Origin of the sequence: Polaromonas hydrogenivorans (genome assembly GCF_040105105.1) — a bacterium.
GTDB classification, from domain to species: Bacteria; Pseudomonadota; Gammaproteobacteria; order Burkholderiales; family Burkholderiaceae_C; genus Polaromonas; species Polaromonas hydrogenivorans.
Map to the genome: position 1 here is coordinate 218,255 of NZ_CP157675.1, position 26,662 is coordinate 244,916.

At 61.5% G+C, this 26,662-nt stretch carries 26 protein-coding genes; 18 read left to right on the forward strand and 8 right to left on the reverse strand.

What is annotated here, in order from left to right; all coding sequences use genetic code 11:
• Positions 1-57: 57 nt before the first annotated feature.
• A complete protein-coding gene (locus tag ABLV49_RS01100; RefSeq protein ID WP_349279836.1) occupies positions 58-744 on the reverse strand; it encodes a cytochrome b/b6 domain-containing protein in 687 nt (228 codons plus the stop codon).
• Positions 745-938: 194 nt separating this feature from the next.
• Between ABLV49_RS01100 and ABLV49_RS01105 the strand changes: the two genes are divergently transcribed.
• The gene (locus ABLV49_RS01105) at positions 939-1,394 is read left to right on the forward strand and encodes a c-type cytochrome (protein ID WP_349279837.1); all 456 of its coding nucleotides are present in this window, start codon (positions 939-941) and stop codon (positions 1,392-1,394) included.
• A gap of 125 nt (positions 1,395-1,519) precedes the next feature.
• On the opposite strand, the gene ABLV49_RS01110 is transcribed toward ABLV49_RS01105, so the two are convergent.
• Entirely contained in the window at positions 1,520-2,035 is a 516-nt protein-coding gene (locus tag ABLV49_RS01110; RefSeq protein WP_415838216.1) for a TlpA family protein disulfide reductase, read from the reverse strand.
• Positions 2,036-2,048: 13 nt separating this feature from the next.
• On the opposite strand from ABLV49_RS01110, the gene ABLV49_RS01115 reads away from it, so the two are divergent.
• The 4 genes from ABLV49_RS01115 to ABLV49_RS01130 all read left to right on the forward strand — a co-directional run bounded on the left by ABLV49_RS01115 (position 2,049) and on the right by ABLV49_RS01130 (position 6,332).
• Positions 2,049-2,753, forward strand: coding sequence for a DUF4197 domain-containing protein (locus ABLV49_RS01115; protein WP_349279838.1), 705 nt, complete (start codon positions 2,049-2,051; stop codon positions 2,751-2,753).
• Between the two features lie 102 nt (positions 2,754-2,855).
• Positions 2,856-4,136 (forward strand): O-acetylhomoserine aminocarboxypropyltransferase/cysteine synthase family protein, encoded by a 1,281-nt coding sequence (locus tag ABLV49_RS01120; protein WP_349279839.1) that lies wholly within the window; start codon positions 2,856-2,858, stop codon positions 4,134-4,136.
• A 191-nt stretch (positions 4,137-4,327) separates the two neighbouring features.
• Positions 4,328-4,924 (forward strand): OmpW/AlkL family protein, encoded by a 597-nt coding sequence (locus ABLV49_RS01125; RefSeq protein WP_349279840.1) that lies wholly within the window; start codon positions 4,328-4,330, stop codon positions 4,922-4,924.
• A gap of 118 nt (positions 4,925-5,042) precedes the next feature.
• Positions 5,043-6,332: a DUF445 domain-containing protein gene (locus ABLV49_RS01130; RefSeq protein ID WP_349279841.1), complete on the forward strand. Its 1,290-nt coding sequence runs from the start codon at positions 5,043-5,045 to the stop codon at positions 6,330-6,332.
• 91 nt (positions 6,333-6,423) lie between these two features.
• On the opposite strand, the gene ABLV49_RS01135 is transcribed toward ABLV49_RS01130, so the two are convergent.
• Positions 6,424-7,155, reverse strand: a complete 732-nt coding sequence (locus tag ABLV49_RS01135) for an alpha/beta fold hydrolase (protein ID WP_349279842.1) — start codon at positions 7,153-7,155, stop codon at positions 6,424-6,426.
• Complete coding sequence (locus tag ABLV49_RS01140) at positions 7,155-8,402, reverse strand: CaiB/BaiF CoA transferase family protein (RefSeq protein ID WP_349279843.1); 1,248 nt, start codon at positions 8,400-8,402, stop codon at positions 7,155-7,157. Before ABLV49_RS01140 ends, ABLV49_RS01135 begins: the two co-directional genes overlap by 1 nt.
• Positions 8,403-8,587: 185 nt before the next feature.
• Between ABLV49_RS01140 and ABLV49_RS01145 the strand changes: the two genes are divergently transcribed.
• The gene (locus ABLV49_RS01145) at positions 8,588-9,607 is read left to right on the forward strand and encodes a substrate-binding domain-containing protein (RefSeq protein ID WP_349279844.1); all 1,020 of its coding nucleotides are present in this window, start codon (positions 8,588-8,590) and stop codon (positions 9,605-9,607) included.
• 101 nt (positions 9,608-9,708) lie between these two features.
• Here the strand turns inward: ABLV49_RS01145 and ABLV49_RS01150 are convergent, their stop codons facing one another.
• On the reverse strand, positions 9,709-10,659 hold the full coding sequence (locus ABLV49_RS01150) for a carbohydrate porin (protein WP_349279845.1): 951 nt from the start codon (positions 10,657-10,659) through the stop codon (positions 9,709-9,711).
• Positions 10,660-10,834: 175 nt separating this feature from the next.
• Between ABLV49_RS01150 and ABLV49_RS01155 the strand changes: the two genes are divergently transcribed.
• The 7 genes from ABLV49_RS01155 (at position 10,835) to gtfA (ending at position 19,439) form a co-directional block, all read left to right on the forward strand.
• A complete protein-coding gene (locus tag ABLV49_RS01155) occupies positions 10,835-12,049 on the forward strand; it encodes a LacI family DNA-binding transcriptional regulator (protein ID WP_349279846.1) in 1,215 nt (404 codons plus the stop codon).
• A 292-nt stretch (positions 12,050-12,341) separates the two neighbouring features.
• The gene (locus tag ABLV49_RS01160) at positions 12,342-13,616 is read left to right on the forward strand and encodes an ABC transporter substrate-binding protein (protein ID WP_349279847.1); all 1,275 of its coding nucleotides are present in this window, start codon (positions 12,342-12,344) and stop codon (positions 13,614-13,616) included.
• Positions 13,617-13,668: 52 nt separating this feature from the next.
• On the forward strand, positions 13,669-14,976 hold the full coding sequence (locus tag ABLV49_RS01165) for a sugar ABC transporter substrate-binding protein (RefSeq protein ID WP_349279848.1): 1,308 nt from the start codon (positions 13,669-13,671) through the stop codon (positions 14,974-14,976).
• A 15-nt stretch (positions 14,977-14,991) separates the two neighbouring features.
• Positions 14,992-15,930, forward strand: a complete 939-nt coding sequence (locus tag ABLV49_RS01170) for a carbohydrate ABC transporter permease (protein WP_349279849.1) — start codon at positions 14,992-14,994, stop codon at positions 15,928-15,930.
• Positions 15,927-16,823, forward strand: a complete 897-nt coding sequence (locus ABLV49_RS01175) for a carbohydrate ABC transporter permease (protein WP_349279850.1) — start codon at positions 15,927-15,929, stop codon at positions 16,821-16,823. Before ABLV49_RS01170 ends, ABLV49_RS01175 begins: the two co-directional genes overlap by 4 nt.
• 33 nt (positions 16,824-16,856) lie before the next feature.
• Positions 16,857-17,948 (forward strand): ABC transporter ATP-binding protein, encoded by a 1,092-nt coding sequence (locus tag ABLV49_RS01180; protein WP_349279851.1) that lies wholly within the window; start codon positions 16,857-16,859, stop codon positions 17,946-17,948.
• A gap of 9 nt (positions 17,949-17,957) precedes the next feature.
• On the forward strand, positions 17,958-19,439 hold the full coding sequence (gtfA, locus tag ABLV49_RS01185; protein WP_349279852.1) for a sucrose phosphorylase: 1,482 nt from the start codon (positions 17,958-17,960) through the stop codon (positions 19,437-19,439).
• A gap of 284 nt (positions 19,440-19,723) precedes the next feature.
• Here gtfA and ABLV49_RS01190 read toward each other — a convergent pair whose 3' ends face one another.
• Entirely contained in the window at positions 19,724-20,161 is a 438-nt protein-coding gene (locus ABLV49_RS01190) for a universal stress protein (protein WP_349279853.1), read from the reverse strand.
• 26 nt (positions 20,162-20,187) lie between these two features.
• On the reverse strand, positions 20,188-20,394 hold the full coding sequence (locus tag ABLV49_RS01195) for a dodecin (protein ID WP_349279854.1): 207 nt from the start codon (positions 20,392-20,394) through the stop codon (positions 20,188-20,190).
• Positions 20,395-21,024: 630 nt separating this feature from the next.
• Between ABLV49_RS01195 and ABLV49_RS01200 the strand changes: the two genes are divergently transcribed.
• The 5 genes from ABLV49_RS01200 (at position 21,025) to ptsP (ending at position 25,447) form a co-directional block, all read left to right on the forward strand.
• Positions 21,025-21,546, forward strand: coding sequence for a hypothetical protein (locus ABLV49_RS01200; protein WP_349279855.1), 522 nt, complete (start codon positions 21,025-21,027; stop codon positions 21,544-21,546).
• Positions 21,547-21,550: 4 nt separating this feature from the next.
• Positions 21,551-22,810, forward strand: a complete 1,260-nt coding sequence (locus ABLV49_RS01205; protein WP_349279856.1) for an MFS transporter — start codon at positions 21,551-21,553, stop codon at positions 22,808-22,810.
• Positions 22,807-23,250 (forward strand): PTS sugar transporter subunit IIA, encoded by a 444-nt coding sequence (locus ABLV49_RS01210; RefSeq protein ID WP_349279857.1) that lies wholly within the window; start codon positions 22,807-22,809, stop codon positions 23,248-23,250. The genes ABLV49_RS01205 and ABLV49_RS01210 overlap by 4 nt, the downstream gene beginning before the upstream one ends.
• On the forward strand, positions 23,219-23,488 hold the full coding sequence (locus ABLV49_RS01215) for an HPr family phosphocarrier protein (protein WP_349279858.1): 270 nt from the start codon (positions 23,219-23,221) through the stop codon (positions 23,486-23,488). Before ABLV49_RS01210 ends, ABLV49_RS01215 begins: the two co-directional genes overlap by 32 nt.
• A gap of 183 nt (positions 23,489-23,671) precedes the next feature.
• Complete coding sequence (gene ptsP, locus ABLV49_RS01220; RefSeq protein ID WP_349279859.1) at positions 23,672-25,447, forward strand: phosphoenolpyruvate--protein phosphotransferase; 1,776 nt, start codon at positions 23,672-23,674, stop codon at positions 25,445-25,447.
• A 123-nt stretch (positions 25,448-25,570) separates the two neighbouring features.
• Here the strand turns inward: ptsP and ABLV49_RS01225 are convergent, their stop codons facing one another.
• Positions 25,571-26,413, reverse strand: coding sequence for a DMT family transporter (locus ABLV49_RS01225; RefSeq protein ID WP_349279860.1), 843 nt, complete (start codon positions 26,411-26,413; stop codon positions 25,571-25,573).
• Positions 26,414-26,662: the final 249 nt, after the last annotated feature.

Sequence of the window (26,662 nt, forward strand, 5' to 3'; positions counted from 1 at the left end):
GGTGTCGCTTGAGAAAAAATCGGCCTTCAGTTTAGCCGCATGCCAAAGATGAGCTTGTCAGAAAGCGGCAGCCTCCAGTGTGGATACCCAATAGGCGACTCCCGCGCACAGCATGAAAAGCAGCAGCGCCGCCGTGCGGGACACCGTGTCGTCGCGCGAGGCAGGCGCTTTCACCACCAGTTCCTTGTCGCCGTGCAGCATGGCGCCCACCAGGTTGTGTTTGCGCAGCAGGTAAACCACGATGGCGCCAATGTGCAGCAGCACCAGGCCCAGGAGTATCCATTTGCCGATGTTCGCGTGGTAGTCGGTGGCCAGGCTGACCGTGGAATTCGCGACAAAACGGGTCAGTGGTCCGGAAAAGGCAATTTCATCGTCGCTGAGCAGGCCGCTGGCCACCTGCAGCACCAGAAACCCGAGCATCGCAAAGACCGACAGGGCGCCGATAGGGTTGTGGCCGACGGAGTGTTCTGGCTTGCCCTTTCCCTTGAGGTAATGGATGAGGCTTTGTGGCGCATAGATGAAGGCGCCAAAACGTGACCAGCGCCCGCCTACCAGGCCCCACAGAATGCGAAACAGCAGCAGTGCCAGCACCCCATGGCCAAAGCGGAAGTGCCAGACCATGGCATTGCCGCCGACGGTGCCGCTGATCGCCAGCCCGGTGATGCCGGCGACCAGCGCCCAGTGGAAAAGTCGCGTCGGCAAGTCCCAGACGCGTATCTTGGTCAGGGTTTTGTTGCTGTACATTTTCATCCTCGTTATTTTTTCTTGCGAAGGCTGGCGCCTTTGGGATCGCGCGGGTTGCCGCACTGGCGCATTGGTGCTTTTCCCCAGCCGATAAGTTCCGGTGGAACTTATCGGCACTTGCCAAACTCCAGCAAATCGGCAACAAGCGTAACAGTGTTGCCGCTTCACCCATCCCAACAACCACGAGGAATTCAATGAAAGCTTTTGTCTGTATTGCTGCCGCAGCCAGCCTGTTTGCCTGGGCTACCCCGGCCTCGGCGCAGTTTGCCAAGCCTGAAGACGCCGTCAAATACCGCCAGAGCGCGCTGTCGGTCATGGGCACGCATTTCGGCCGCCTGGGCGCCATGGTCAACGGCAAGGTGCCGTTCGATGCCAAGGTGGCTGCCGACAGTGCCGAGTTGGTCGCCACGATGGCCAAATTGCCATGGGCCGGTTTTGGCCCCGGTACCGACAAGGACAGCCGCAGCAAGGCGATGTCGGAAGTCTGGACCGAACAGGCCAAGTTCAAGGCCGGAAGCGACAAGCTGGCGGCCGAATCCGCGAAGTTGGCTGCTGCTGGCAAGACCGGCAACCTCGACGCGCTGAAGACGGCTTTCGGCGCGACGGCAGAAACCTGCAAAGCCTGCCACGACGCTTTTCGCAACAAGTGATTTCAGCGCCAGAGGGTTGATTCACTACTGTTTTGATAGCTACCAGCGCCCGTCCATCAAGCGCAAAATGTCAGTTTCATCTGAAACTGGCATTTTTTTGGATGAAAAACAGAAGGTGGGCCGATTCAGGTCTCGGCGAGCAGCTTTTCAATCAGCTGGTGCAGCGCCGCAAAATCGGGCTCGCCGACAAACTGCTTGACGATCTGGCCGCGCTTGTTGACCAGGAAGGTCGTCGGCGTGAGCTGCACATCGCCCCAGGCCCTGGCATTGGCGCCGGTGTTGTCGATGGCGACCTTGAACGGCAGCTGGCGGGTTTCGGCGTAATTGACGACATAGCTTGGCGGGTCGTAGCTCATGGCCACGGCCAGCGTGTCATAGCCCCGGGTTTTGTACTTGTTGTGGGTGGCAATGATCTTGGGCATTTCGGCCACGCAGGTGACGCAGCTGGTGGCCCAGAAATTGACCAGCGTGACCTTGCCCTTCAGGTCGGCCGTGGTCTGCTTGCTGCCGTCGAGCAGCACGAAGGTCGATTCGGGCGCGGCCTGCGCGCCGCTGCAGCCCGCCAGGCACAAAGCCCCCATCAGCACCAGTGCGCCCGCCAGCACCATGCGGCATACTGCCACGGGAGAATTTTTTTTCATTGGAGACCTCTTCATGCAACGTCGAAATTTTAACCAGGCGGGTATGAGCGCGCTGGGCTTGCTGATTCTGGCCACCTGGCGCCATGCCCATGCGCTGTCCCTGGGTGACCTGACCAATGCCGAAGCCAGCAGCGGCCTGAAAACCGCGCTTGAAAAAGGCGCCTTGATGGCCGTTGCCCTGCTTGGCAAACCCGATGGATTCCTCGGCAACCCAAAAGTTCGCATTCCGCTGCCCGGATACCTCGAAGATGCCTCGAAACTGCTGAAAACCTTTGGCCAGGGCAGGCGTATCGACGAGTTGACGACCTCGATCAACCGCGCCGCCGAGGCCGCCGTGCCGATGGGCAAGGACTTGCTGGTCAGTGCCGTGCGCGGCATGAATGTCAACGACGCCAAAAACATCCTGACGGGCGGCGACACCTCGGTGACGGCTTTCTTTGCCGACAAGACCCGCGTGCCGCTGGGCGTGAAGTTTTTGCCGGTGGTGAACCGGGCCACTGAAAAGGTCGGCCTGGCGAATAAATACAACGAATTCGCCGGCAAGGCCGCCAGCTTTGGCCTGGTCAGGAAAGAAGACGCCAACATCCAGCAGTACGTCACCGGCAAAACGCTCGATGGCCTTTACCTGATGATCGGTGAAGAAGAAAAGAAAATCCGCCAGGATCCGGTCGGCACCGGCAGCGCCATCTTGCAGAAGGTATTTGGCGCGCTGAAATAAGTCGGCGGCCCAGGCTCAAAAACCGCATGAGCTTGCAACCATGGCTGATTGGACGGCTGCGGGCCAGCCTGTTAGCCTTGCGCTTTTTCGCACAGGAAACCCATGAAAATCGAGACCATCGCCGTCCACGGCGGCTACACGCCCGACCCGACCACCAAAGCCGTCGCGGTGCCGATCTACCAGACCGTGGCCTACGCGTTTGACAACACCCAGCATGGCGCCGATTTGTTCGACCTGAAGGTGGCGGGCAACATCTACAGCCGCATCATGAACCCGACCAACGCGGTGCTGGAGGCGCGCATGACGGCGCTCGAAGGCGGCATCGGCGCGCTGGCGGTGGCCTCGGGCATGGCGGCGATTGCCTATGCCATCCAGACCATCACCGAAGCCGGCGACAACATCGTCGCCTCGTCTGCGCTGTATGGCGGCACCTACAACCTGTTTGCCCACACCTTTCCGCAAATGGGCATCGAGGTGCGCTTTGCCGACCCGCGCGACCCAGCCTCGTTCGCGCCGCTGATCGACGGCCGCACCAAGGCGGTGTTTTGCGAATCCGTGGGCAATCCGCTGGGCAACGTGACTGACATTGCCGTGCTGGCCGGGGTGGCGCATGCTGGCGGCGTGCCGCTGATCGTTGACAACACCGTCTCCAGCCCCTACCTGTGCCGCCCGTTCGAGCATGGCGCCGACATCGTCGTGCATGCGCTGACCAAGTACTTGGGCGGCCACGGCACGACGCTGGGCGGCGTGATCGTTGACAGCGGCAAGTTCCCGTGGGCCGAGCACAAGGCGCGCTTCAAGCGCCTGAACGAGCCCGACGTGAGCTACCACGGCGTGGTGTACACCGAGGCGCTGGGCGCTGCCGCCTATATCGGCCGGGCGCGCGTGGTGCCGCTGCGCAACATGGGCGCGGCCCTGAGCGCCATGGCTGCCTTCCAGATTCTGCAGGGCATCGAAACACTGGCGCTGCGCATGGACCGCATCTGCGACAACGCGCTGGCGATTGCGTATTTCCTGAAGAACCATCCGAAAGTGGCCTGGGTCAACTACGCTGGCCTGCCCGAGCACCGCGACCATGCGCTGGTGCAGCAGTACATGGGCGGCAAGGCCTCGGGCATCATCAGCTTTGGCGTGAAGTCGCAGGCCGATGCGATGGCGGCGGGATCGCGTTTTCAGGATGCGCTGCAGCTGTTCACCCGGCTGGTCAATATCGGCGACGCCAAGTCGCTGGCCTGCCACCCGGCCTCGACCACGCACCGCCAGCTGAACCCGGCCGAACTGGCCAAGGCCGGCGTGAGCGCGGACATGGTGCGGCTGTCGGTCGGCATAGAGCACATCGACGATCTGCTGGCCGACCTGGAGCAGGCGCTGGCGGCGGTCTGATGCCGCAGCCTGATCGTTGCGATGGCGCAACGGTTCGTCCCATATTACGAACGGGAAATTTGATCTGGCTCAAACACCTGGTGCGCGAGTAGGCCGGATGACCAGGGTTTGCGTCACATCAGCTTGTTTTAAACGCTGAAAGCGTCCAATCAGTTCTGGGAATATTCCCGGTTCTTTATTCGCCGCTCATCATGAAAAAACAACTCATCGCCGCCGCCGTTCTGTCCACCCTGTTGTCGGGCGCGGCCTTCGCACAGCAAGCCACGGAAGGTCCGTGGATGGTGCGCGCCCGCGCCGTGCATCTGGACAGCACGAACGGTGACAGCACCGGCCTGGGCCTGTCGGTGAACAACAAGTGGATGCCCGAAGTGGACATCAGCTATTTCGTGAACAAGAACGTGGCGGTCGAGCTGGTCCTGACGGTGCCGCAGAAGCACACCATGTACTCCAACGGTGTGGAAATCGGCACGCTCAAGCACCTGCCGCCCACGCTGCTGGGCCAGTACCACTTTGACATGAACGGGTTCAAGCCCTATGTCGGCGCAGGCGTCAACTTCACGCGTTTTTCCGGTGTCAACCTGCTGGGCGGCGTGGCCACTGTGGACAAGAACAGCTGGGGTCCGGCGCTGCAGGTGGGCGTGGACATTCCCCTCAGCAAGGGCCTGTACCTCAATCTGGACGTGAAAAAGGTCTATATCCGCACCGACGTGGCGGCTGCCGGCACCAAGATTGGCGAATTCAAGGTTGACCCCCTGCTGGTCGGCGTCGGTCTGGGCTGGCGCTTCTAAGTTCAGTATTTCCTGAACAAACGCCCTGTCATGCGTTGGCGTGACGGGGCTTTTTTTCGTCCTGGCGGTCCGGCGCGCCATGCATGATGTATTCAGCCAAAAGGCTAGACTGCCCGGCATGCAATCCCCTACCGAAATTCAACAGCATCTGGACTCCGTCGAAGATGCCTTCAGGCGCGCCCGGCTGCGCGCCATGCAGCGGGTGGCCGGCGGCCTGCTGCTGCTGGCCTTTGCGGTGTTTTGCCTGGCCCGCAGCCTGTCCGGGTTGCATCCCGCCTGGGGCTATGTGGAAGCTTTTGCCGAAGCGGCCATGGTCGGCGCGGTGGCGGACTGGTTTGCCGTCGTCGCGCTGTTTCGCCATCCGCTGGGCATTCCGGTGTGGCACACGGCCATCATTGCGAACAGCAAGGACGACATCGGCCGCAACCTGGGCCAGTTTGTCGAAAGCCATTTCGTCACCGAAGCGGGCATTGCCCAGCGCATCCGGCAGGCCAACCCGGCCGGCCTGCTCGGCGCCTGGCTGCTGGCTCCCGGCCATGCGGCGCAGCTGGGCCATGCCACGGCCAAAGCCTTGAAGGCACTGCTCAATGCCCTGGATGACCCCTCGATGAGCCAGTTGCTGAAGGACGCGGCCGCCGGGCAACTGGCCCGTTTCGACATCTCGGCCAACGCCGGGCAACTGCTGGACCTGCTGGTGGCCGAGGGCAAGCACCAGCAATTGCTCAACAGCGTGTTGCACAGTCTGGGCGACTACCTGGGCGAGGAAACCAACCAGCAGCAGGCCACCGATTTCCTGATTGCCGCGTTCGGCGTCGAAAACATGCTCTACAAGGTCGGAACGGCCGCCATCGGTCCGAGAGCGTTGCGCTCCCTGAGCCGGTCGGCCCACGAGGTGCTGGAAGACCCCGCGCATCCGGCCCGCGAGCGTTTCAACGGCTGGGTGCAAAACTTCGTGCTGCACCTCAAGGACGATCCGCAATGGCGGGAGTTCATCGTCAGGCACCAGCAGGACACGCTGGCCAATGAACGGGTGCAGGCCTTGCTCGGCGGCCTGTGGGGCCGGGTCAAGGCGCGCCTGCTCGATGACCTGGGCCTGGACGATCCGGCCATGGCGCGGCAGGTTTCGGTGCTGGCGCGCAAGGTCGGGCAAGCGCTGGCGCAGGATGCGCGGCTGGTCGAGGGGCTCAACGGCGCCATCGAGTCGGGCAGCGTCCTGCTGGTGCGCAATTACCGGGGCGAGGTGGGCCGCTTCATCGAGGCGAAACTGGCCCAGTGGACTCGCGAGGAGATGACCGACCGCATCGAACTGGCGATTGGGCGTGACCTGCAGTTCATCCGCATCAACGGCACGCTGGTCGGCGGGCTGGTCGGGCTGGCCATCTACAGCGTGACCCGGCTGCTTGGTTGATGCTATTGTTTATATAGCGGGTAGCGCCCGTATTCATTGCGCAAACGGCATTTTTTATCATTAAATCAAGTTGTGCCATGCCGCGAAGGGCCTACGCACCGCAGCCCAGCAGAATCCGCGCCAGCGCCGCAGGCTCGCTGATCATCGGGTCGTGGCCGGTCTTGAGTTCGATGACGCTGGCGCCCGGCCGCCAGGCGCCGTCCCAGAATTTCGGGTCTTTGGCGCGCAGCCGGCTGGGCGCAATCGTCGCCAGCGCCGGCTCGGTGCAGCTGACGAAGGTGCGCGGCACGGCGGCCACGCGCTGCACGTCAAAGTCCAGCGGCGCCTGGTAGGTGTTGCCGGGGTGCGGCGTCTGGCGGCGCCCGACCCATTCGCGGTCGTCATCCTTGAGGCCATACACCTCCGGGTCGGGCGGCGGAAAGCTGAAATGCGCTGACGCCTGCGCCGCGGCCAGGCGTTGCTGCTGCGTGGTGCTGGACTGCGTGCTGCTCCAGCTTTCGCCGGGCTTGGGAACGACCGCATCGACATACACCAGGTGCTTCAGGCGCTGGCCCAGCCGGTCGGCCACCGCCGTGCCGATCATGCCGGCGTAGGAATGCACGGCCAACACGACATCGCTCAGCTCTTCCGCCTCGATGAGCTTGATCACGTCGTCGATGTGGGTGTCGAGCGTGATGGCGGGCGACAGCAGGTGGGCGCGCTCGCCCAGGCCGGTCAGCGTGACCGCATGCACGCGATGGCCGCCGCGCTGCAGCGCCGCCGTCACGCGTTGCCAGCACCAGCCGCCGTGCCAGGCGCCATGCACCAGTACAAAATTGGCCATCAGATCACCTGCGCGGTTTTGAGTTGGAGCAGTTGCGCATCGGAGTAGTCCAGCAGCTCGCGCAGGACTTCTTCGGTATGCTGGCCCAGCAGCGGCGGTGGCAGGCCGCCCTGGCCCGGCGTGCGCACCGGCGTGGCGCTGAGCTTGATCGGGCTGGCCACCAGCGGCAGGTCGTTCTTGAACGGATGCTGCCAGTGGGTGACCATGTCGCGCGCTTCGATCTGCGGGTCGGCAAAAACCTCGGCCAGGTTGTTGATGGCGCCGCACGGCACCTTGGCCGCTTCCAGCGCGGCCAGCCAGTCGGCCTTGCCGCGCAGTTTCATGACGCTTTCCAGAATCGGCACCAGCTGGGCGCGGTTGTGCACGCGGTCGCGGTTCTTGGCAAATAGCGGGTTCACGCCGAGTTCGGGAATCCCCGCGATGGCGCAGAACTTCACGTACTGCGCGTCGTTGCCGACCGCCAGGATCAGGTGGTCCTTGCTGCCATCAAGCGCAGGCGCGACCTCGAACACCTGGTAGGGCACGATGTTCATGTGCGCATTGCCGACGCGCTGCGGCACCTTGCCGCTGACCAGGTAGTTGGCGCCGAGGTTGGCCAGCATGGCGACCTGCGTGTCGAGCAGCGCCAGGTCCACCAGCTGGCCAACGCCGGTTTTTTCGGCATGGCGCAGGGCGGCCAGGATGCCGACGGTGGCATACATGCCGGTCATCAGGTCGGCCACGGCGACGCCGACTTTTTGCGGGCCGCCGCCCAGGTCGTCGCGCTCGCCGGTCACGCTCATCAGCCCGCCCATGCCCTGGATGGCGTAGTCGTAGCCGGCGCGTTCGGCATACGGGCCGTTTTGCCCAAAGCCGGTGACCGAGCAGTACACCAGGCGCGGGTTCAGGCTTTTAAGCGAAGCGTAGTCCAGGCCGTAGCGCGCCATGTCGCCGACCTTGAAGTTCTCGACGAACACATCGCAATGCCGGGCCAACTCGCGGATCAGCGCCTGGCCGTCGGGTTTGGCGATGTCGCAGGTGACCGAGCGCTTGTTGCGGTTGGCGCCCAGGTAGTAGGCGGCTTCGTGCGTCTCCGCGCCTTCGTCGTCCGTCAGGAACGGCGGCCCCCAGGTGCGGGTGTCGTCGCCGCTGCCGGGGCGTTCGATCTTGATGACGTCGGCCCCCAGGTCGGCCAGCGTCTGGGTACACCACGGGCCCGCGAGCACGCGGGACAAATCGAGAATGCGGATGCCATCGAGTGAATTCATCCAGCCATTTTGACCCAAATGGTTCAAACGGCACTGCATTCACTTGCGTGCCGTTTATCACTGCGCGGTGTTTCGCCTGGATTGGTGACCCATACCAGCCCTCATCCGGCATGCCTGCGCGTGGTTCGCCCATACTTGACACACAATGGTATTCTCACGCGCTACTAAATTGAACCCCAAGACATATGGACCTCAAACAGCTTTCTGCTCGCTTGGGCCTTTCTCCGACTACGGTAAGTCGAGCCTTGAATGGATATCCCGAGGTTAGTGAGCGCACCCGGGAGCGCGTCATCGAGGCAGCAAAGGAAGTGGGATACGAGCCGAACGTGACGGCGCGACGCCTTGCGCGAGGTGCCGTGGACGCCATTGGCATCGTTCACCCCACCGGAGCCGGCCATCTGGATGACCCCCGATTTCTGGAGGTGGTGAATGGGCTGACTGAACGGTTTTCCAAAGCTGGCATCGACTTGCTGATCGCTTCAGCGCGCCAGAAAGAAGAGGTTGCCACATACAAGCGCTTGTTGCAGGGACGCCGTGTCGATGGGTTCATTGTCCACCACACGCGCCGTGTCGATCCCCGGCTTGACTACCTCCTGGAATGCGGTGCGCCGTTCGTGGCCTATGGCCGCACGGACACGCCTGACTCGTATGCTTGGTTCGACTTCGATAATGCCCTCGGTAGCTCTCTGGCGGTCCGGCGGTTACAAGGATTTGGCCATCGGCGGATTGCCTACATGCATGCGCCTTTGGAACTGCACTTCGCCTACCAACGCTACCAGGGCTACCTGGATGCCATGCATGCCGCGGGCCTGCCCGTGGATCCAGGTCTTGTAGTTCCGGCGGGGTTCGGGCGTCGCGGTGGTTACGAGGCGATGAAGAAGCTGCTCGACCGCGCCGAAGGTCCGACCGCAGTGATCGTTGACAATAATTTGTGTGGTGTGGGTGTCCTGCGCTGTGCATTGGATGCGGGCCTGGAGATCGGGCGCCAGCTTTCCCTCATCGTCTATGACGGCGTACCTGTTGATTCCGTCGTAACCTCGGTGCAGGTCACGTCGATTGAGCAGCCCACGTCGTATGACGTGGGCGTCCAGCTCGCGGAATTGATGTTTGGGGTTCTCGCCGGCCAGCCTGTGCAGGAATTGCAGACGCTGTGGTCTCCTCGAATCGCCGCTGGCTCGTCGGACGGACCGATCAGCGAGCATTGAGGGCGCTGGGCCGGTGGTGACAGAAGACCCGCGACGCTGGCAATGGCGAAAAAAGGCCGGACAAGTCCGGCCCTGAGTACATCTGAAGTTCTTGGGACGGTTCAGAAGGTGTAGTTGACACGGACCCTGACGCCGGTCTCGTCGTTGGAACGGTTCACTCCGCCGGCCTTTGAGAACGAGACGGCTGGAGTCACTGTGGCGCCCTTGATGTCGAACAAGGGGAAGGTGTAAGCGGCATAGGCGGTGGTGACCTTGTAGCCCCCTGCCGGCAGCTTGGTGTTGCCGAAGATCAGGCCGCCACCCAGACCGAAATTGGTGTCGCCAATGAGTGCATAGCTGGTCTGCTTGTTGCCGCTGGCATCCTTGTTGGCTGCGGCGTTGCCCACCAAGGTGAAGTTGCTGAAGTTGTAGCTGCCCGTGAAGCCGAAGCCTGTACGGGTTTTGCCACCGACGTTGTACTTGATGGACTCCAGGCCCGCGCGCAATAACCAAGGGCCTTGTTCATAGCTCAAAACTGGACGCAGGCCTTTCGGGGCGACGTAGGCTGCCCCGGGCAACGTGTCGACGGTCGCCCGGGTTTCGACGGCTCCGAGTTCAAACGACAGGCCCGAGCCCAGGTTCACCGTGCCAGCGGCCTGGAACACCTCGGAGCCTGTGCGCCCGCGCAGCACATTGGCCCGGTACACCGAGGAGATGCCATCTCCGGTGGCGTAGAGAACGAGCACATCGCGCGGAATGCGGAACAGGTCTGCCGCTTCGAAGCGGCCCAATTTCAGGTCCGCCGTGCTGGAGCCGAGCTGCACCCACATGTCGTCGGTCGCGGCGGTCCCGTCCTTTTTGGCCAGCAAGCTGGCGCGGCCCGCCACGAAATAGTTGCTGCCTACCTTACCGATGGCGTTTACTTCGACCCGCCCGTTTTGCGATAGCCCCCGGTTGTTATTGAGGTAAGTGCTGTCCAGTTCGAGGTTGGCGTTGAACTCGGCGGCATGCGCTGCGCTAGCAGTCACCAGCGTGACCGCTAGCGCGATGGCAGTTTTCGAAAGATTGTTCATGTTCAGTTTCACAGGTGGGTGTTTGAGTTAGTAGAAGAAGCGTCAGAGCTTCGTTGGTGCCAAGTTCATATCGTCTCTTCTTCTATTAAAAGCGCTTTGAAGTTTATTCAAAGCGCTTTTAATGTATCCAAAGCGATTTGAATCCGTCTTGGTAGAATCCCTAGTCCCAGAGCAGATGCAGAACGAATCTGCGGAATTTGTCGGCTGTGCGGTGTCTGAAAAACCCGGAGCAGCAGGTTCGTCGGCGTTTTCCTCGCGTAGCAAGAGCCGATATGGCCGCTGGTTAGTCTCCAACGCCGCTTACTGGAGGCAGAATGCGGAGATGAAAAGAACCCAGAAGACGTCTTCACGGTCCGCGGATGACGCCACGGAGAAGGGGCGCCCGCAAATGGCCGACCTTGCGCGGCTGGCAGGCGTTTCCGTGGCCACGGTATCGCGCGCACTTAATGGCAGCGCGCTGATCAGCAAGGACACCCGTGAGCGAATTGAAGAGCTTGCGCGTTCGCTCAACTACTCCATCAATATCGGCGCCAAGAATCTGCGGCTCAAGCAGAACCGCACGATTGCGGTTGTGATTCCGTATGACAGGGGGTCACGCCAGCATATTTCGGATCCTTTTTTCCTGGCCATGGTGGGCAGCCTGGCTGATGCCCTTACCGAGCGCGGGTTTGACATGCTACTGTCGCGCGTGGATGCTGAAAGCCTGGATTCCGCCGCAGACTTGTACAACTCGGGGAAGGCCATCGGCATCATCTTGATCGGGCAGTGGCGGCACCATGACCAACTGAACCAGATGGCTGCAAAGCGCATGCCGATCGTGGTGTGGGGCACCCAGATTCCTCAGCAACTCTATTGCACGGTGGGCGGCGACAACATGGCTGGCGGTGCCATGGCAACGCGGCACCTGCTTGAGCGGGGATACCGCCGCATCGTGTTCATTGGCGACCCGCAACTGGCCGAGGTGACCTACCGCCACCGGGGCTATGTCGAGGCGCTTGCGACGTATGGCCTGCAGCCAGATCCGCAATTGCTGGTGTGCGTGCCTTTTGACGCCAATGAAGCACGTGCGGGTATCAACCGGCTGTGCGAGCAGGGGGTGTCTTTTGACGCCGTGTTCGCCTGCAGCGACGTCATGGCTTCGGCGGCGAGTCAGGTACTTCATCTGCACGGACGGACAGTGCCGGACGCGGTGGGTGTGGTGGGTTATGACGACATCGAATGGGCCAGCCATTGCAACCCCCCCTTGACCACGGTACGCCAGCCTATCGGTGCGGCCGGTGCTGAACTGGTGGATGCGCTGCTTTGCGTTATCGATGGGGTGGTGGTGGTTCCCCGGGTTCTGCCAGTGGAGCTGGTGGTGCGGTCCAGCACGAGGCCGGATCCGGGTTGACAGGCCCTTCCAACCTGTCGCCCAAGCAAAAGCAAGCGCATTGTCATTCGTTTGCAAGAATCCGGATTCTGAAATAAATAGGCAGCAGCCTATTGCCATGTCAATAGCACCCGAACATGGCACATATCTATTGGCAAATAAATTAATAACGGTGTAAAAAACGAATGAAACTTGGTATAAACCCTAGTTATGCAATCGATTGCATTAAATAATAATCACTCCCAAGGTGCTCGCCACCTTCAAGACCGTGACCAGATATAGGCGCGGAAAACGGCCCCATCAGGAGACATAGATGAAGCAGAAATATTCGGGATTTATCGCTGCGCTGACAGCAACACTCGCCACCGCCATGCCGGTGCAGGCTCAGACCATGGTGACGATGTGGGTGCATGCCGGGCCAGGCCCTGAGGCGGTTGCCTATTCCGCAGCGACAGATGCCTTCAACGCGCAGAACAAGGACATCAAGCTCGACCTCGTGAAGTTGCCCGAAGGCAGCTACAGCAACCAGGTGAGTGCTGCTGCACTTGCCCGCAAGCTGCCCTGCCTGTTGGACTTCGATGGTCCCAACGTCTACAACTACGCATGGACGAAGAAGATCATCCCCCTGGACGCTTTTCCGGAGTTGGCCGCGGTAAAAGCAGACCTGCTTCCATCGCTGCTTCGCCAGGGAACTTACGGCGGAAAACTCTACAGCTTGGGCCAGTTTGACTCAGGTTTGGGAATCTGGGGCAACAAAAAGTTGCTCGAAAAGGCGGGGGTGCGTATTCCTGGCAGTGCGCCCGAGACGTGGACGCTCGCCGAGTTCGAGGACGCGCTGAAGAAGCTCAAAAGCAGCGGCGTAGCCACTCCGTTGGACATGAAGTTCAACTATGGCGTCGGAGAGTGGTTCACCTATGGGTTCTCGCCAATCGTGCAGAGCTTTGGCGCAGACCTGATCGACCGCAAGACATTTAAATCCTCCAAGGGGGTGGTCAATGGCGATGCCGCGGTGAAAGCGCTGACCACGCTGCAGGGCTGGGTCAAGGCGGGTTACGTGAATCCTGCCACCAAGGATGACGGCGACTTTATCAAGGGCAAGGCGGCGCTGTCCTATGTGGGCCACTGGACCGTCAAGGACTACAAGAAGGCGCTCGGCGATGATTTGGTGCTGATTCCCATGCCGGCCTTCGGCGCCAAGCCGGTGACTGGCGCTGGCTCATGGAACTTCGGCATCTCGGCCGACTGCAAAGATCCGAAGGCGGCAGCCAAGGTGCTGGCCCATCTGATGTCGACCCCGGAGATCCTGCGCGTGACCGAGGCAAATGGTGCAATGCCTGGAACCAATTCAGCGCTGGCCCAGAGCAGGGACTACGGCGTCAAGGGCGGCTTGCACATTTATGTACAGCAGGTTCGCCAGGGAGTGGCGCTGGTACGCCCTGAAACGCCGGCCTATCCGGCCATCAGCACGGCCTTTGCCGAGGCGTTAAACAACATTGTGGCGGGCGCTGACGTCCAAAAGGAGCTCGACCGCGCCTCCAAAAAGATCGACCAGAACATAGAGGACAACAAGGGTTACCCGATCAAGTGATCCTGTTGATACCGTAGCCGTTCATCATCAGGACCATTTCACCGGAGTCACCATGGAAAACCCCCTTGAACTCACCGCAGGTGTGAGAGCCCAGCGTGCGCACATGGCGTTTCTAGCGATCGGGCTGGCCTGTTCGCTGCCAGTTGCGGGCCAGACGCTGGACGTCTGGGTTCACGCCGGGCTGGGTCCAGAGCGCGATGCCTACACGGCATCGATCAAGGCGTTCAACGAGGCAGGGCGCAATCTCGGCGGCAAGGCGCAGGCTGTCCTGGTTCCAGTGCCTGAAGTGGGCTACAACGAGGCGGTGGCGAAGGCGGCGGCTGACGGGCGGCTGCCTTGTGTGCTTGAGTTCGATGGCCCCAATGTCGCGGCCTACGCCGCGGCGGGGCACCTGCTGCCGCTGGAAAACGTGCAGTCGCTGGCCAGGATTCGCAATTCGATGCTTACGTCGCTGGTGCGTCAGGGAACGGTCAATGGGCGGCTGTACAGCGTGGCTCAATACGACTCAGGTCTGGGGCTATGGGGAAATCGGAACATGCTGAATGCCGCCGGTGTGCGAATTCCAGCCAGAGCGGGCGACGGCTGGACGTTGACAGAGTTTGAAGACGTTCTCAAGCGGCTGAAGAACGCTGGCGTGCCTTCGCCGCTGGACATGAAGTTCAACTATGGCGTCGGAGAATGGTTCACTTATGGGCTTGCCCCGATTGTTCAGGGCTTCGGCGGCGACCTGATCGAGCGCCGCAGCATGCGCAGTGCCCAGGGTGTGCTCAACGGCCCGGGCGCCGTCAAGGCCATGAGCGCCTTGCAGAGCTGGATCAAGGCCGGTTACGTGGATGTCATGCCGAAGGATGATCGCGCATTCATCGAAGGTCGCTCGGCCCTGTCTTGGGTGGGGCATTGGGTCTACAAGGACTACAAGCAAGCGCTTGGAGACAACCTGGTGCTGATGCCCCTGCCTCGCTTCGGTGTGCGGCCCGTGGTTGGCTCCGGGTCGTGGAACTTCGGCATCGCGGCGTCGTGCAAGGAGCCCCAGCTCGCCATTCGTTTTATTGAACACCTGATGAGCAGCGCCGAGGTACTGCGCGTCACGGACGTAAACGGCGCGGTACCCGGCACTGGCGTCGCGATGGCATTTAGCCGGCACTATGGGCCCACCGGAGAGCTGCGCCTGTACGCCGACCAGCTAATGTCGGGCCAGGCTCAGGTGCGTCCGGCTTCACCGGATTACCCTGCCATCACTGCCGAGTTTTCAAATGCTGTGAATCGCATCGCTCGCGGTGCAGACCCTCAGCAGACACTGAACCAGGCGGTGATCAACATAGATCGAAAAATAGAGAAAGCGCGTGCCGCGCGCCCTTGACCGAAAGCTGTAGCCATGACTTTTATCGACAGACAAGTTTCTGTAAAACCACCACGATTCACCTCTTACCAGCTCACTCCCTGGTTCTTCGCGGCGCCAGCCTTGGTGCTGTTGTTCGTCTTTTTGATCCTGCCATTCGCGCTGGCGTTTGTCTTTTCCTTCACGGACCAGCGATTGATCGGCAACGACGAGCTGGGAACCAGCTTTGTCGGTGTCCGCAATTACATGCGCCTCTTTGAAGACGACAGTTTTTGGGCGGCGCTGAGAAATAACTTCCTTTTTGTGGGCGTGGTGGCCCCATTGCAATCCTTGGCCGCACTGGGCCTGGCATTGCTGGTCAACCAGGCGCTGGCCGGCACGCGGTTCTTTCGCACCATCTATTTCATGCCGGTGGCGACCACGATGGCGGTGGTCGCCGTTGTGTGGTCGCTGCTGTACAGCCCTGATGCAGGGGTGATCAACCGTCTGGTCGGTCTGCTCAGTTTTGGCGCGATAGGGCCTCAAGACTGGTTGCGCGACCCGGCGTTGGTCATGCCGGCAGTGATGGTGCTGTCCATCTGGCAGGGCGTCGGCTTCCAGATGCTGGTCTTCCTGGCGGGCTTGCAGTCGATTTCGGGCGACCTGTACGAGGCGGCCAAGCTCGATGGCGCCACGCCATCGAAGCAGTTTCGCTACATTACGCTCCCCATGCTGAAGAACACCACGATTTTCGTGCTGGTGACAACGACGATCCAGGCATTTCAGCTTTTCACGCAGGTGCAGATCATTCAGGCCAGCGGTGCATCAGCCCCGGTGGACAGCTTCCGAACCATGGTGATGCTGATGGTCCACGAAGGTTTTGGCAACGGAAAGATTGGCTACGCATCGGGGGTCTCAGTCGTGTTCTTCGTAATCGTTTTGACCGTGTCACTGGTGCAGCGTATCGTGCTGCGCGAAGAAAGGGCTGTGCAATGAATACCACCCGCAATCCCTCGCAAAAGCGCGGTGTCTTCCTGGCCAAGGTGGCGCAATACGCCCTGCATGCGCTGCTCGTAGCTTTCTTTTTGCTGCCGCTGGTCTTCATGTTTGTTTCCGCCTTCAAGGGCGATGAGCTTCAACTGCTTGGTGACATGGGCAGCCTGATGGCTTTCGTTCCCCATGGAGATCTCTCGTTGCAGAACTTCCATGATGTGTTCGACCGCTCGCCCTTCAAGCTAGCCTTCTTCAATTCGGTGCTCACTGTCAGTTTGACGGTTGCGCTGGGGTTGATTGTGAACAGCATGCTGGCCTATGCGCTTGCGCGCTTTCAATTTCGCGGACGCGATACCCTGCTCGCCATGGTGGTGGCGCTCATCATCATTCCCTTTGAGGCAGTTGCCGTGCCCCTGCTGCTGCTGGTAAACGAACTCCCCTGGTTCAACGGCCATAGCGTGGTGACAGGGTGGCTCGATAGCTACCACGTACAGGTGATTCCGTTTATCGCGAATGCGTTCTCCGTTTACCTCTTCTACCAGTTCTTCATTGCGCTACCAAAGGATCTGGAGGAGGCAGCGCTGATGGACGGGGCTTCGAGGTGGCGGATTTACTGGAGCATTGTGATGCCCTTGTCCAAGCCGGTGATCGCCACCGTCACGGTGTTGCAGTTCCTTGCTCGCTGGGGTGACTTGCTGTGGCCGGTGATGGTGGTGCGCGGTGACACTTTCGCGACCTTGCCGTTGGCCATGCAGACTTTCTTTGGCCAATTTCCTCGCCAATGGGGCGATGTGATGGCATTCGCCGCGATGGCTACGCTGCCAACCTTGCTGTTGTTCATCGTATTCCAGCGCTGGTTCGTGAAAAGTGCGATTTCCAGCGGTATCAAAGGTTAATAAATTCATGAAAAACCAGACAGGAGCTCTTTTATGGCTAGCGTGACACTGCGCGGAATTCGCAAGCGCTATGGCGGCACGGTCGACGTCATCAATGGCATCGACATGGAAGTTCGCGATGGCGAGTTCATGGTGTTCGTTGGCCCATCCGGGTGCGGCAAGAGCACGATGATGAGAATGATTGCCGGGTTGGAGGACATCTCCGAAGGAGAGTTGCGCATTGGCAACCGCATTGCCAACGATCTGCCCCCGCCGCACCGGGGTGTGGCCATGGTGTTTCAAAGTTATGCGCTGTATCCGCACATGACCGTGGCCGAAAACATGGGCTTCAGTCTGAAGATGGCGGGCCTGTCGAAGAACCAGATACGAGAGCAAGTCGGCCGCGCGGCGGAAATTCTGCAGATCACGCATTTGCTGGACCGCACGCCCAAGGCACTCTCAGGCGGTCAACGGCAACGCGTGGCCATCGGCCGCGCCATCGTGCGCAAGCCCGAGGTCTTCCTGTTCGATGAGCCGCTGTCCAATCTGGATGCGGGTCTGCGCGTGCAGATGCGGGTCGAACTCACCAAGCTGCACAAGGAACTTGGCAGCACCATGATTTACGTGACGCATGATCAGACGGAAGCAATGACCATGGGCGACCGCATTGCTGTTTTCAACCGCGGAATAGTGGAGCAAGTAGGCGCTCCGATGGAGCTGTATCAGCATCCGGTCAACAGTTTCGTGGCGCAGTTTTTGGGCTCACCCCGGATGAACCTGCTGCCCGCAACGATTGGGCGGCGGGGCAACGAGCACATCCTGCAGGTTCCGGGGCTCGGCGAGCTACCTGTCAGCGTGCCTGGGAGCCTAGACGTGTCGCGCTGCGCGCAAATCGGCATACGCCCGGAGTCGATCGAAGTCGTGCCGGCTGGCGAAGCAGGCTGGGTCGCGCGCATTGATTTTGTTGAGCGGCTGGGAGATACGACCTTGCTGTACGCCCGCCTGCCAGACGTTTCACAGCCGCTGTGCATCAAGTTGGCAGTGGCTTGCGTCCCCTGGGGCAGCGGCGACGCCATCTCATTGCGAGCTGTTCGCGGTGCCCTTCATCTTTTCGACAGCACGGGTGCGTGCATCGGTATTCTCTAAATTTCCCTTATGAAAAACGAAGTCCAACTCATCACCTATGCCGACCGCTTGAGCGGCGGAACCCTCCAGGATCTACGTGCGCTTTTGAATGGCCCGCTGGCCGGTGTTTTCGGCGCTGTTCATATCCTGCCGTTCTTCTACTCGATCCATGGTGCGGATGCCGGGTTCGACCCCATAGACCACACCCGCGTGGACCCCTCCCTGGGCGACTGGAGCGACATCAAGGCTCTGGCGCAGGACATGGATGTGATGGCCGATGTGATCGTCAACCACATGTCGTCAGACTCCCCGCAGTTCATCGACTATTCAAAACATGGCGCGGCGTCGCCCTACAACGGTCTTTTCCTGACTTTTGACGCTGTTTTCCCTGAAGGCGCCACCGAGGAAGATCTGATGTCTGTGTATCGGCCGCGTCCAGGTTTGCCCTTCACCTGCATGACGCTGGCCAATGGCGAAAAAAAAATTCTCTGGACAACATTCACGCCCAAGCAACTGGACATTGATGTGCAGCATCCGCAAGGCCGCAGCTATCTTGAGTCAATCTTGCAGGCACTGGCTTCCAACGGTGTGAAGATGATCCGACTGGACGCTGTGGGCTATGCGATCAAGAAGCAGGGCGACAGCTGCTTCTTGATGCCCGAGACTTTCGGTTTCATCGACGAGTTCGCTGCACTGTGCCGCTCGGTGGGGCTTGAGGTTCTGGTCGAGGTGCATTCCTACTATCGCAAACAGATCGAGATCGCCAAACGCGTTGACTGGGTGTACGACTTCGCTCTGCCGCCCCTGGTGCTCCACGCGTTTTTCTTCAAGACAGGAAAGCACCTCAAGCAATGGATTTCCCAGCGGCCGACCAACGCATTGACGGTACTCGACACACACGACGGGATCGGCATCATCGATATAGGCGCTGATCCGTCTGATCGCGTGAACAGACCCGGCCTGGTGCCGCCCCAGGAGCTCGACCGGTTGGTGGAAATCATCCACATCAACAGCGGCGGCCAGAGCCGCGAAGCAACGGGCGCAGCTGCGTCCAACCTCGACCTTTATCAGGTCAATTGCACTTTTTATGACGCGATGGGCCGCGATGACACGGCCTACCTGTTGGCTCGCGCGATCCAGTTCTTCATGCCGGGCATTCCGCAGGTCTATTACGTCGGATTGCTGGCGGGCAGGAATGACATGGACTTGCTTGAGCGTACCCGCGTGGGTCGGGATATCAACCGGCACCGTTACGTGAGCGCTGAGGTCGATTCAGAACTCGGGCGGCCAGTCGTACAGCAGCTCCTCGAGTTGATCCGGCTACGTAATGCGCATCCCGCGTTCGACGGCGCGTTCAGTGTCGAGCCAACCGACGACAGCTGCTTGCACATGCGGTGGATCAACGGGCCTGTGGTGGCTGAGCTGCTCGTCGACTTCACCGACCTTCGCCATGAACTCCTGTTCACGGATGAGGGCGGGACGAGGCGGATTGCTTTTGCCAAGGCGTTTTAAATCGCTTGAATTGGCCCGGCTCGGTGTCCATTGGCGTCGGCCTCTGGACCCAAATGCTTCGAACAGACCCTCAGTGGGTCTTGTACGGAAGAAACTTGCCTGACAGTACGACATTGCGACATTGATGCGGTCGCCCTTGGGGGCGGGCTGGCGCACGAATAAGTCAATGCCTTGGCGGGCCAGGTCTTCCTTGAGAATGAGGCGGATAAAGCCTTTGTCACCCAGGAGGATGCCTTGGATGCCGGACAAGTCCATGTCAACGAACCGTGCCCGGGCCGTGCGTTTCAGTGCGTGATGACCACCAGCACGCTACAGGGCGACTGCTCGATCAGCGCCTTGGAGACGGAGCCACGCCACCAGCGAGCCGCCCATCCGTCCAGATGCTTGTGGCCCACCACGATCAGGTCGGCCCCGATCCGGCGGGCACAGCGTGTGATTTCACTGACCGCATCCCCGATCACCACTTCGCCATGCGCGCTCACCCCGGCATCGGTCAGCTGGCGCAGTCCGGTATTGAGGATGGCCTGGTAGCGGTCTTTCTCTTCTTGCTGCAGCGTTTCGTCATACACGCCGCCATCGAGCCCGAGGGTGCTCAGGGGCAACTGCATCACGGCGATGAGCGTCAGCTCCGAATGGCTCCACTGCGCAATTTCGTGGCAGTCGAGCAAGGCCTGCTGTCCGGGGGCAGAGCCGTCATAAGCCAGCAGGATTCGTTGGTACATGGCAAGCTTCCGATGTGCGCTGGCGATTATTCAAGCGTGAAGCCGATTTTCAGGGACACCTGCCAGTGCGCCACCTTGCCATCGACCACATGGCCCCGGGTCTCGGTGATGGTGAACCACTGGATGTTGCGCACCGTCTCATGCGCCTTGGCAATGGCGGCGCTCACCGCATCTTCAATACCGACGGTTGAGGAACCGGTCAACTCAAGCTGCTTGTACACATGGCTGTTCATCAGTTTGCGCGTGAAACCTTGGCCTTCAGGCCGGGGAGGTAGAGCGCCGACTGCGCAGCAGTCGTTACTCTTGGACTTACCTAAATCACGCTTGCCTTTCTTTTAGTCCGTTGTAAGGTGCAGGCTTTCCACCTGGCTGGGCCGTGAGGCTCTGTCCGTAAAGACCTTGTGACCCACACCTTGCGGTGTATGTCCCCTCGGGAATGTCAGCAACCGGCTCCTGCTTTTGAGGGCAGCGACTAAAACCTTCGACCCTTTACCTTTGGTCTGCATGATTAAAGCCTTGCAGAGCAGCAAACTGAGGAAGCATTTGCTGGTGCGTCTGAACGACCCATTACTAACGTAGCGGACTGGATACCGCTTTCCCTGTTTCAACCTGGCTTCGCTTGTCTTTCGACTTCAAGCTCCGGCCTTTAGGCCGGGGTGGTTGACCGCATTGCTCCCAGGATTTGATTGGCCCTACGCGTTGGAATCTTACGCGTTTTGCACTGAAACCACAAAGAAGTTCATGGGCAGGCGCAGGCCATCGGCGGGCAGCGCGCCCGGCCGCAAGCGCAGGCGGTGCTCCAAGCCTGTAAAGTGCAAGGCTTGCCGATTCCCTGCAAGTATTCATAAGGCTTGGTGCGCGAGATGTCCCGATTCCTGACCTTCTTGACCGTCCTGCTGGCGCTGGCCGCCTGCACGCCGGCCTTCAACTGGCGCGACGTGCATCCCGAAGGCACGCGCCTGAACCTGCTGCTGCCCTGCAAGCCCGACACGGCGCAAAAGGTCGTGCCACTGGGCGGCCAGCCGACGATGCTGGCCATGCTCGGCTGCGATGCGGGCGGCGCGACTTTTGCCGTCGCCGTGGCGGATGTCGGCGATGCCGCCAGGGCGGCATCGGTGCTGGCGCTGTGGCAAGAACTGACGCTGGCCAACATGAAGGCCGCGCCTGGCAGCCGCCAGCCGCTTGCCCTGGCCATTCCGGGCGCATCGGCCGGGGTGCCTGCCACGCGTGTGCAGGCGCAGGGGCAGCGCGCCGACGGCACGGCCGTGAGCGGGCAGGCCGCCTATTTCGCGCAGGGCTCGCAGGTCTTCCAGGTGGTGATGTATGCCCCTCGGATCGCGCCCGAGGTGGCCGACACCTTTTTCTCCAGCCTGAAGTTTGAATGACGCCGTGACGCCAAAGGAAGCCATCGCCCTGCCGGATCGGCTGAACGCCAAATCGGCCACCCTCGTTTTTCTGGCCTTTGCCGCTGCGTACTTCTGCTCGGCGCTGCTGCGCGCCATCACCGCCACGCTGGCGCCGGTGCTGACGCAGGAGTTTTCGCTGCAGGCGCAGGGCCTGGGGCTGCTGGCGGGCGGCTATTTCCTGGGTTTTGCCGCCGTCCAGCTGCCGCTGGGCCATTGGCTGGACCGCCATGGCCCCAAGCGCGTCATCTTGTGGTTCCTGAGCCTGGCCGTGCTGGGCTGCCTGGCCTTTTCAGCGGCCGGCAGTTTTACCGGGTTGCTGGTGGCGCGCGTGCTGCTTGGCATGGGCGTCGGTGCCTGCCTGATGGCGGCGCTGACGGGTTACCGGCGCTGGTTTGACACGGCAACGCTGCTGCGCGCCAATTCATGGATGCTGATGACCGGCTCGCTCGGCATGCTGGCCTCGACCCTGCCGGTGCAGTGGCTGATGCCGCTCACCGGCTGGCGGGCCTTGTTCTGGTGTCTGGCGGCGCTGATCGTGCTGTCGATGGCCGCCATTGCCTGGCTCGTTCCGCGCTGGCGGGTGGCGCCCGCCGCGTCGCCCTCAACGCCTGCGCTGCCGCACGAGGCCGGTTATGCACCGATCTGGCGCAGCCGCTATTTCCGCAAAATGGCCCCGCTGGCTTTTTTCAACTACGGCGGCATGGTGGCGATTCAGACGCTGTGGGCCGGTCCGTGGATGGTCAGGGTCGCCGGCGACACGCCGCTGGAGTCGGCCACCGGCCTGTTCTGGATCAACGCCAGCATGCTGGTGACCTTCTGGAGCTGGGGCCTGGTCAACCCCTGCCTGGCCCGCAACGGCTGGTCGGCCACCCGCCTGATTGCCTGGGGCGTGCCGCTCAGCCTGGCGGTGCTGGCCTGCAACATTCTTGCCGGCAGCGCCACCGGCTGGCCGGGTTGGGCGCTGTTTTGCGTCACATCGAGTGTCATGGGGCTGGCCCAGCCGGCCGTCGGCATGTCGTTCAGAGCCGCGCTGGCCGGGCGTGCGCTGTCGGCCTTTAATCTGGTCATTTTTGCCGGGGTATTTGTCGCGCAGTGGGGCCTTGGTTTGCTGGTTGACGCTTTTTCCGCCCTTGGCCTGGCGCAGGTCGCCAGCTTTCAGGCGGCCATGACGGTTTTTTTATGTTGCTCTATCGCCGCATATAGCTACTTCATCAGTGTGAACGCCGATAATTCAGCGCAATGAACGGCATTCTCATCATCGCCCATGCACCGCTGGCCTCGGCTTTCCTCCAGTGCGTGCAGCATGTCTTTCCCGACCATCCCGCCGGCATGGCGGCGCTCGATGTCCTGCCCAGCATGCCGCCCGAGGAAACGCTGGCCCAGGCCAGCCTTCTGCTCAAGCAGCTCGACACCCCGCAGACCCTGGTTCTGACCGATATCTTCGGGGCGACGCCCTGCAATGTGGCGCAGCAACTGGCCGACGGCGTGGCGACCAAACTGGTCACCGGCATGAATTTGCCCATGCTGCTGCGTGCGGTGAGTTACCGCAACGAGTCGCTCGATGTGCTGGTGGCGCGTGCGCTGGCGGGCGCCAGCCAGGGCGTGATGCAGGTGGCCGTCACCGCACCCCAAAATCAAATACGAAGAGAAAATGATCAAGACCCGGACCACCATCAGCAATAAGCTGGGCCTGCACGCCAGAGCTTCGGCCAAATTCACCAAGCTCGCCGGCAGCTTTCGCAGCGAAGTCTGGATGAGCAAGGGCGAGCGCCGCGTCAACGCCAAAAGCATCATGGGCGTGATGATGCTGGCCGCCGGCATCGGCAGCAGCGTTGAAATCGAAACCGATGGCACCGATGAACAGGCGGCCATGGACGCCTTGCTGGCGCTGGTTGCCGACAAGTTCGGGGAAGGGGAATGATGCCCCCACGGTCGCTCACTGCGTGTAGCTCCCTGCCCCCCGGGGTGGCCGCTGCGCCTGCAGCCCGGCAAAGCCGGTTCTGCGGCCCTGACTTGCATAAAACTGCTGCGCTCACTTCCATCGCCACCACGCTTCTCGCTTCGCGTGCTGTTGTGCTGGTCGGTTCTTTCTCGGGATAACTAAATGACGTTCTCGGTCCACGGTCTGGCGGTCTCGCGCGGTGTTGCCATTGGCCGCGCGGTGCTGGTGGCCTCCAGCCGGGCGGATGTCAGCCATTATTTTGTCGATCCCGCCACCACCGAGGACGAGATTGCGCGCGTCAGGCTGTCGCGCAATGCGGTCATGGATGAAATCACGCGGCTGCAGCATGACCTGCCCAGGGACGCGCCGCACGAAATCGCGGCCTTGCTGGATGTTCACCTGATGCTGCTGCAGGACGAAATGCTCATCGGCGGCGTGAAGCACTGGATCACCGAGCGCTACTACAACGCCGAATGGGCGCTGACAACGCAGTACGAACTCATTGCGCGCCAGTTTGACGAAATGGAAGACCCCTACCTGCGCGAGCGCAAGGCCGACCTGGAGCAGGTCGTGGAGCGCGTGCTGTGCCACATGAAGGGCGCCGCCTCACCGCTGCAGGCGGCCCGGCAAGGCGCGGTGCGGGCCGGCAGCAGCCGCAAGCAGTCGCAGCAGGATCTGCTGCTCGACGACACCCTGGATGTGCCGCTGGTGCTGGTGGCGCACGATATTTCACCGGCCGACATGCTGCAGTTCAAGCAGAGCCTGTTTGCCGGCTTTGCCACCGACGTGGGCGGCAAGACCTCGCACACGGCCATCGTGGCGCGCAGCATGGACATTCCGGCGGTGGTCGGCGCGCGCAGCGCCAGCCAGCTGATCAAGCAGGATGACTGGGTCATCATCGACGGCGATGCCGGCGTGCTGATCGTCGATCCATCGCCCATCATCCTGGCCGAATACGGTTTCAAGCAGCGCCAGGGCGAACTGGAGCGGCTGCGGCTGAACCGCCTGCGCCACACCCCGGCGCTGACGATGGACAGGCAGCGCATCGAGCTGCTGGCCAATATCGAAATGCCCGACGACACGCTGGGCGCGGTCGAGGCCGGAGCCGTGGGCGTGGGGCTGTTTCGCAGCGAATTTCTGTTCATGGGCCGGGCCGGCAAGCTGCCCGACGAGAACGAGCAGTACCTGGCCTACCGCAAGGCCATCGAAGGCATGCAGGGCATGCCGGTGACCATCCGCACCGTCGATATCGGATCGGACAAGCCGCTGGACCGGCCCACCGCCAAGGCGCAGGATGGGCATCTGAACCCGGCGCTGGGCTTGCGCGCCATTCGCTGGAGCCTGGCCGACCCGCCGATGTTCCTGACGCAGCTGCGCGCCATCCTGCGCGCCGCCGCCCATGGCCAGGTCAACCTGCTGGTGCCCATGCTGGCCCACGCCAGCGAAATCCGCCAGACGCTGGACCTGATCAACCAGGCGCGCGCACAACTCGATGCCCGTGGCTTTGTCTATGGCCCGGTGCGTCTGGGCGCCATGATCGAGGTTCCGGCGGCGGCGCTGACGGTGCCGGTGTTCCTCAAGTATTTTGATTTTTTGTCCATCGGCACCAACGACCTGACGCAGTACACGCTGGCCATCGACCGCTCGGACGAGTCGGTCGCGCACCTCTACGACCCCTGCCATCCGGCGGTGCTGCGCCTGATCGCCGACACGATTGCCGAATGCAATGCCCAGAAAAAGGGCGTCAGCGTCTGCGGCGAGATGGCCGGAGACGTCAGCATGACGCGGCTGCTGCTCGGGCTGGGGCTGCGCAGCTTTTCAATGCATCCGTCGCAGATTCTGGCCGTCAAGCAGCAAATCTTGCGGGCGGATACCGGCAAACTCAAGCTGTGGGCGCAGGAAGTGCTGCAAAGCGAAAATCCGGCGGCCTTGCTTTAGACGCGGTGCGGCGGCACATTCAGGGTTGTCGATTGCTATTAAAAAAGTAGCTGCTTACGCATGCTGGATAAGCGCAAAGGCCCTAAAAAGCTTGAAAATTGCGCGCCCCAGGCCTTGCCCTTGTTATTTCACCCGTGTGCCCAGCACCGCCGCACCAATGATCATCACGGCCGCCAGGCCAATGTTCCAGCTCAAGGGGCGGCCGCTCACCAGCATCAGCAGGGCGGTGGAGCCCAGCGGCGTGATGTAGCTCAGGATGCCGATCTGCCGGGCATCGCCGAGCTTGAGCGCTTTGTCCCAGAGGAAAAATGCGGCGCCCAGCGGTCCCCAGCCCATCACGGCCAGCAGCAACCAGTCGCGCGCCGACAGCCCGGCCTGCGGCTCCAGCGCCCAGTGGCACAGCAGCGACAGCAGGCCTGACACCAGCCCGAACAGGCCGATGGCCGCCGTCGGGAACGGTTTGACGCGCTGGGTCAGCAGCGAATAGCTGGCCCAGATGAAGGCCGACGCCAGCGCCGGCACAAAACCCCACGACCAGCCCACGGCACCCGTGGCGTTGTTGCTGGCGCTCAGGATGGCGATGGCCGCTCCGGCAAATCCCAGCAGCGCCGCCGCCACATGCACGGCGCGCAGCCTGAGCCCGGCCAGAAACAGCGGCGCCAGCACCACCATGAACAGCGGCCACAGGTAGTTGACCAGGTTGGCCTCGACCGGCGGTGCATGGCGCAGGGCGATGAACAGCAAAAAATGGAATCCGAACAGGCCGTAAACGCCCAGCGCGAGGGTTTTGGCGGGAACGCTCCAGGCCTTGCGGTCTTGCAGCACGGCCGGCAGCGCCAGCAGGCTGCCCATGAGCAGGGCAATGCCGGTCAGCAAAAAAGGCGGAATGTGCCTGAGCGACACGCCGAGGGCGGCAAGGGTGATCCACAGCGCGATGGCGCCCAGGGCATATAAATTGGCTGGCATGGGCCGCAAGCATAGTGGCGGTTTGAGCGCAGACGCAGCGCGAAACGCCGTATTTTTGAACCAGAATGGGCCGTAATTCGCGCTCAGGCTCACTGCCCAGGCTTACATGTCGTATCGAGCTTAACGATTCATGCGTATTGCAGACACCCGGCAGGCATGTGTTTCGGATGAAATGACTCAGCAGAAAAGTTTGCGAAGCTGCCGGCAACAGCGTCTTGTCGCAGGCAAGCCCTGTGGATTACCAGGAGC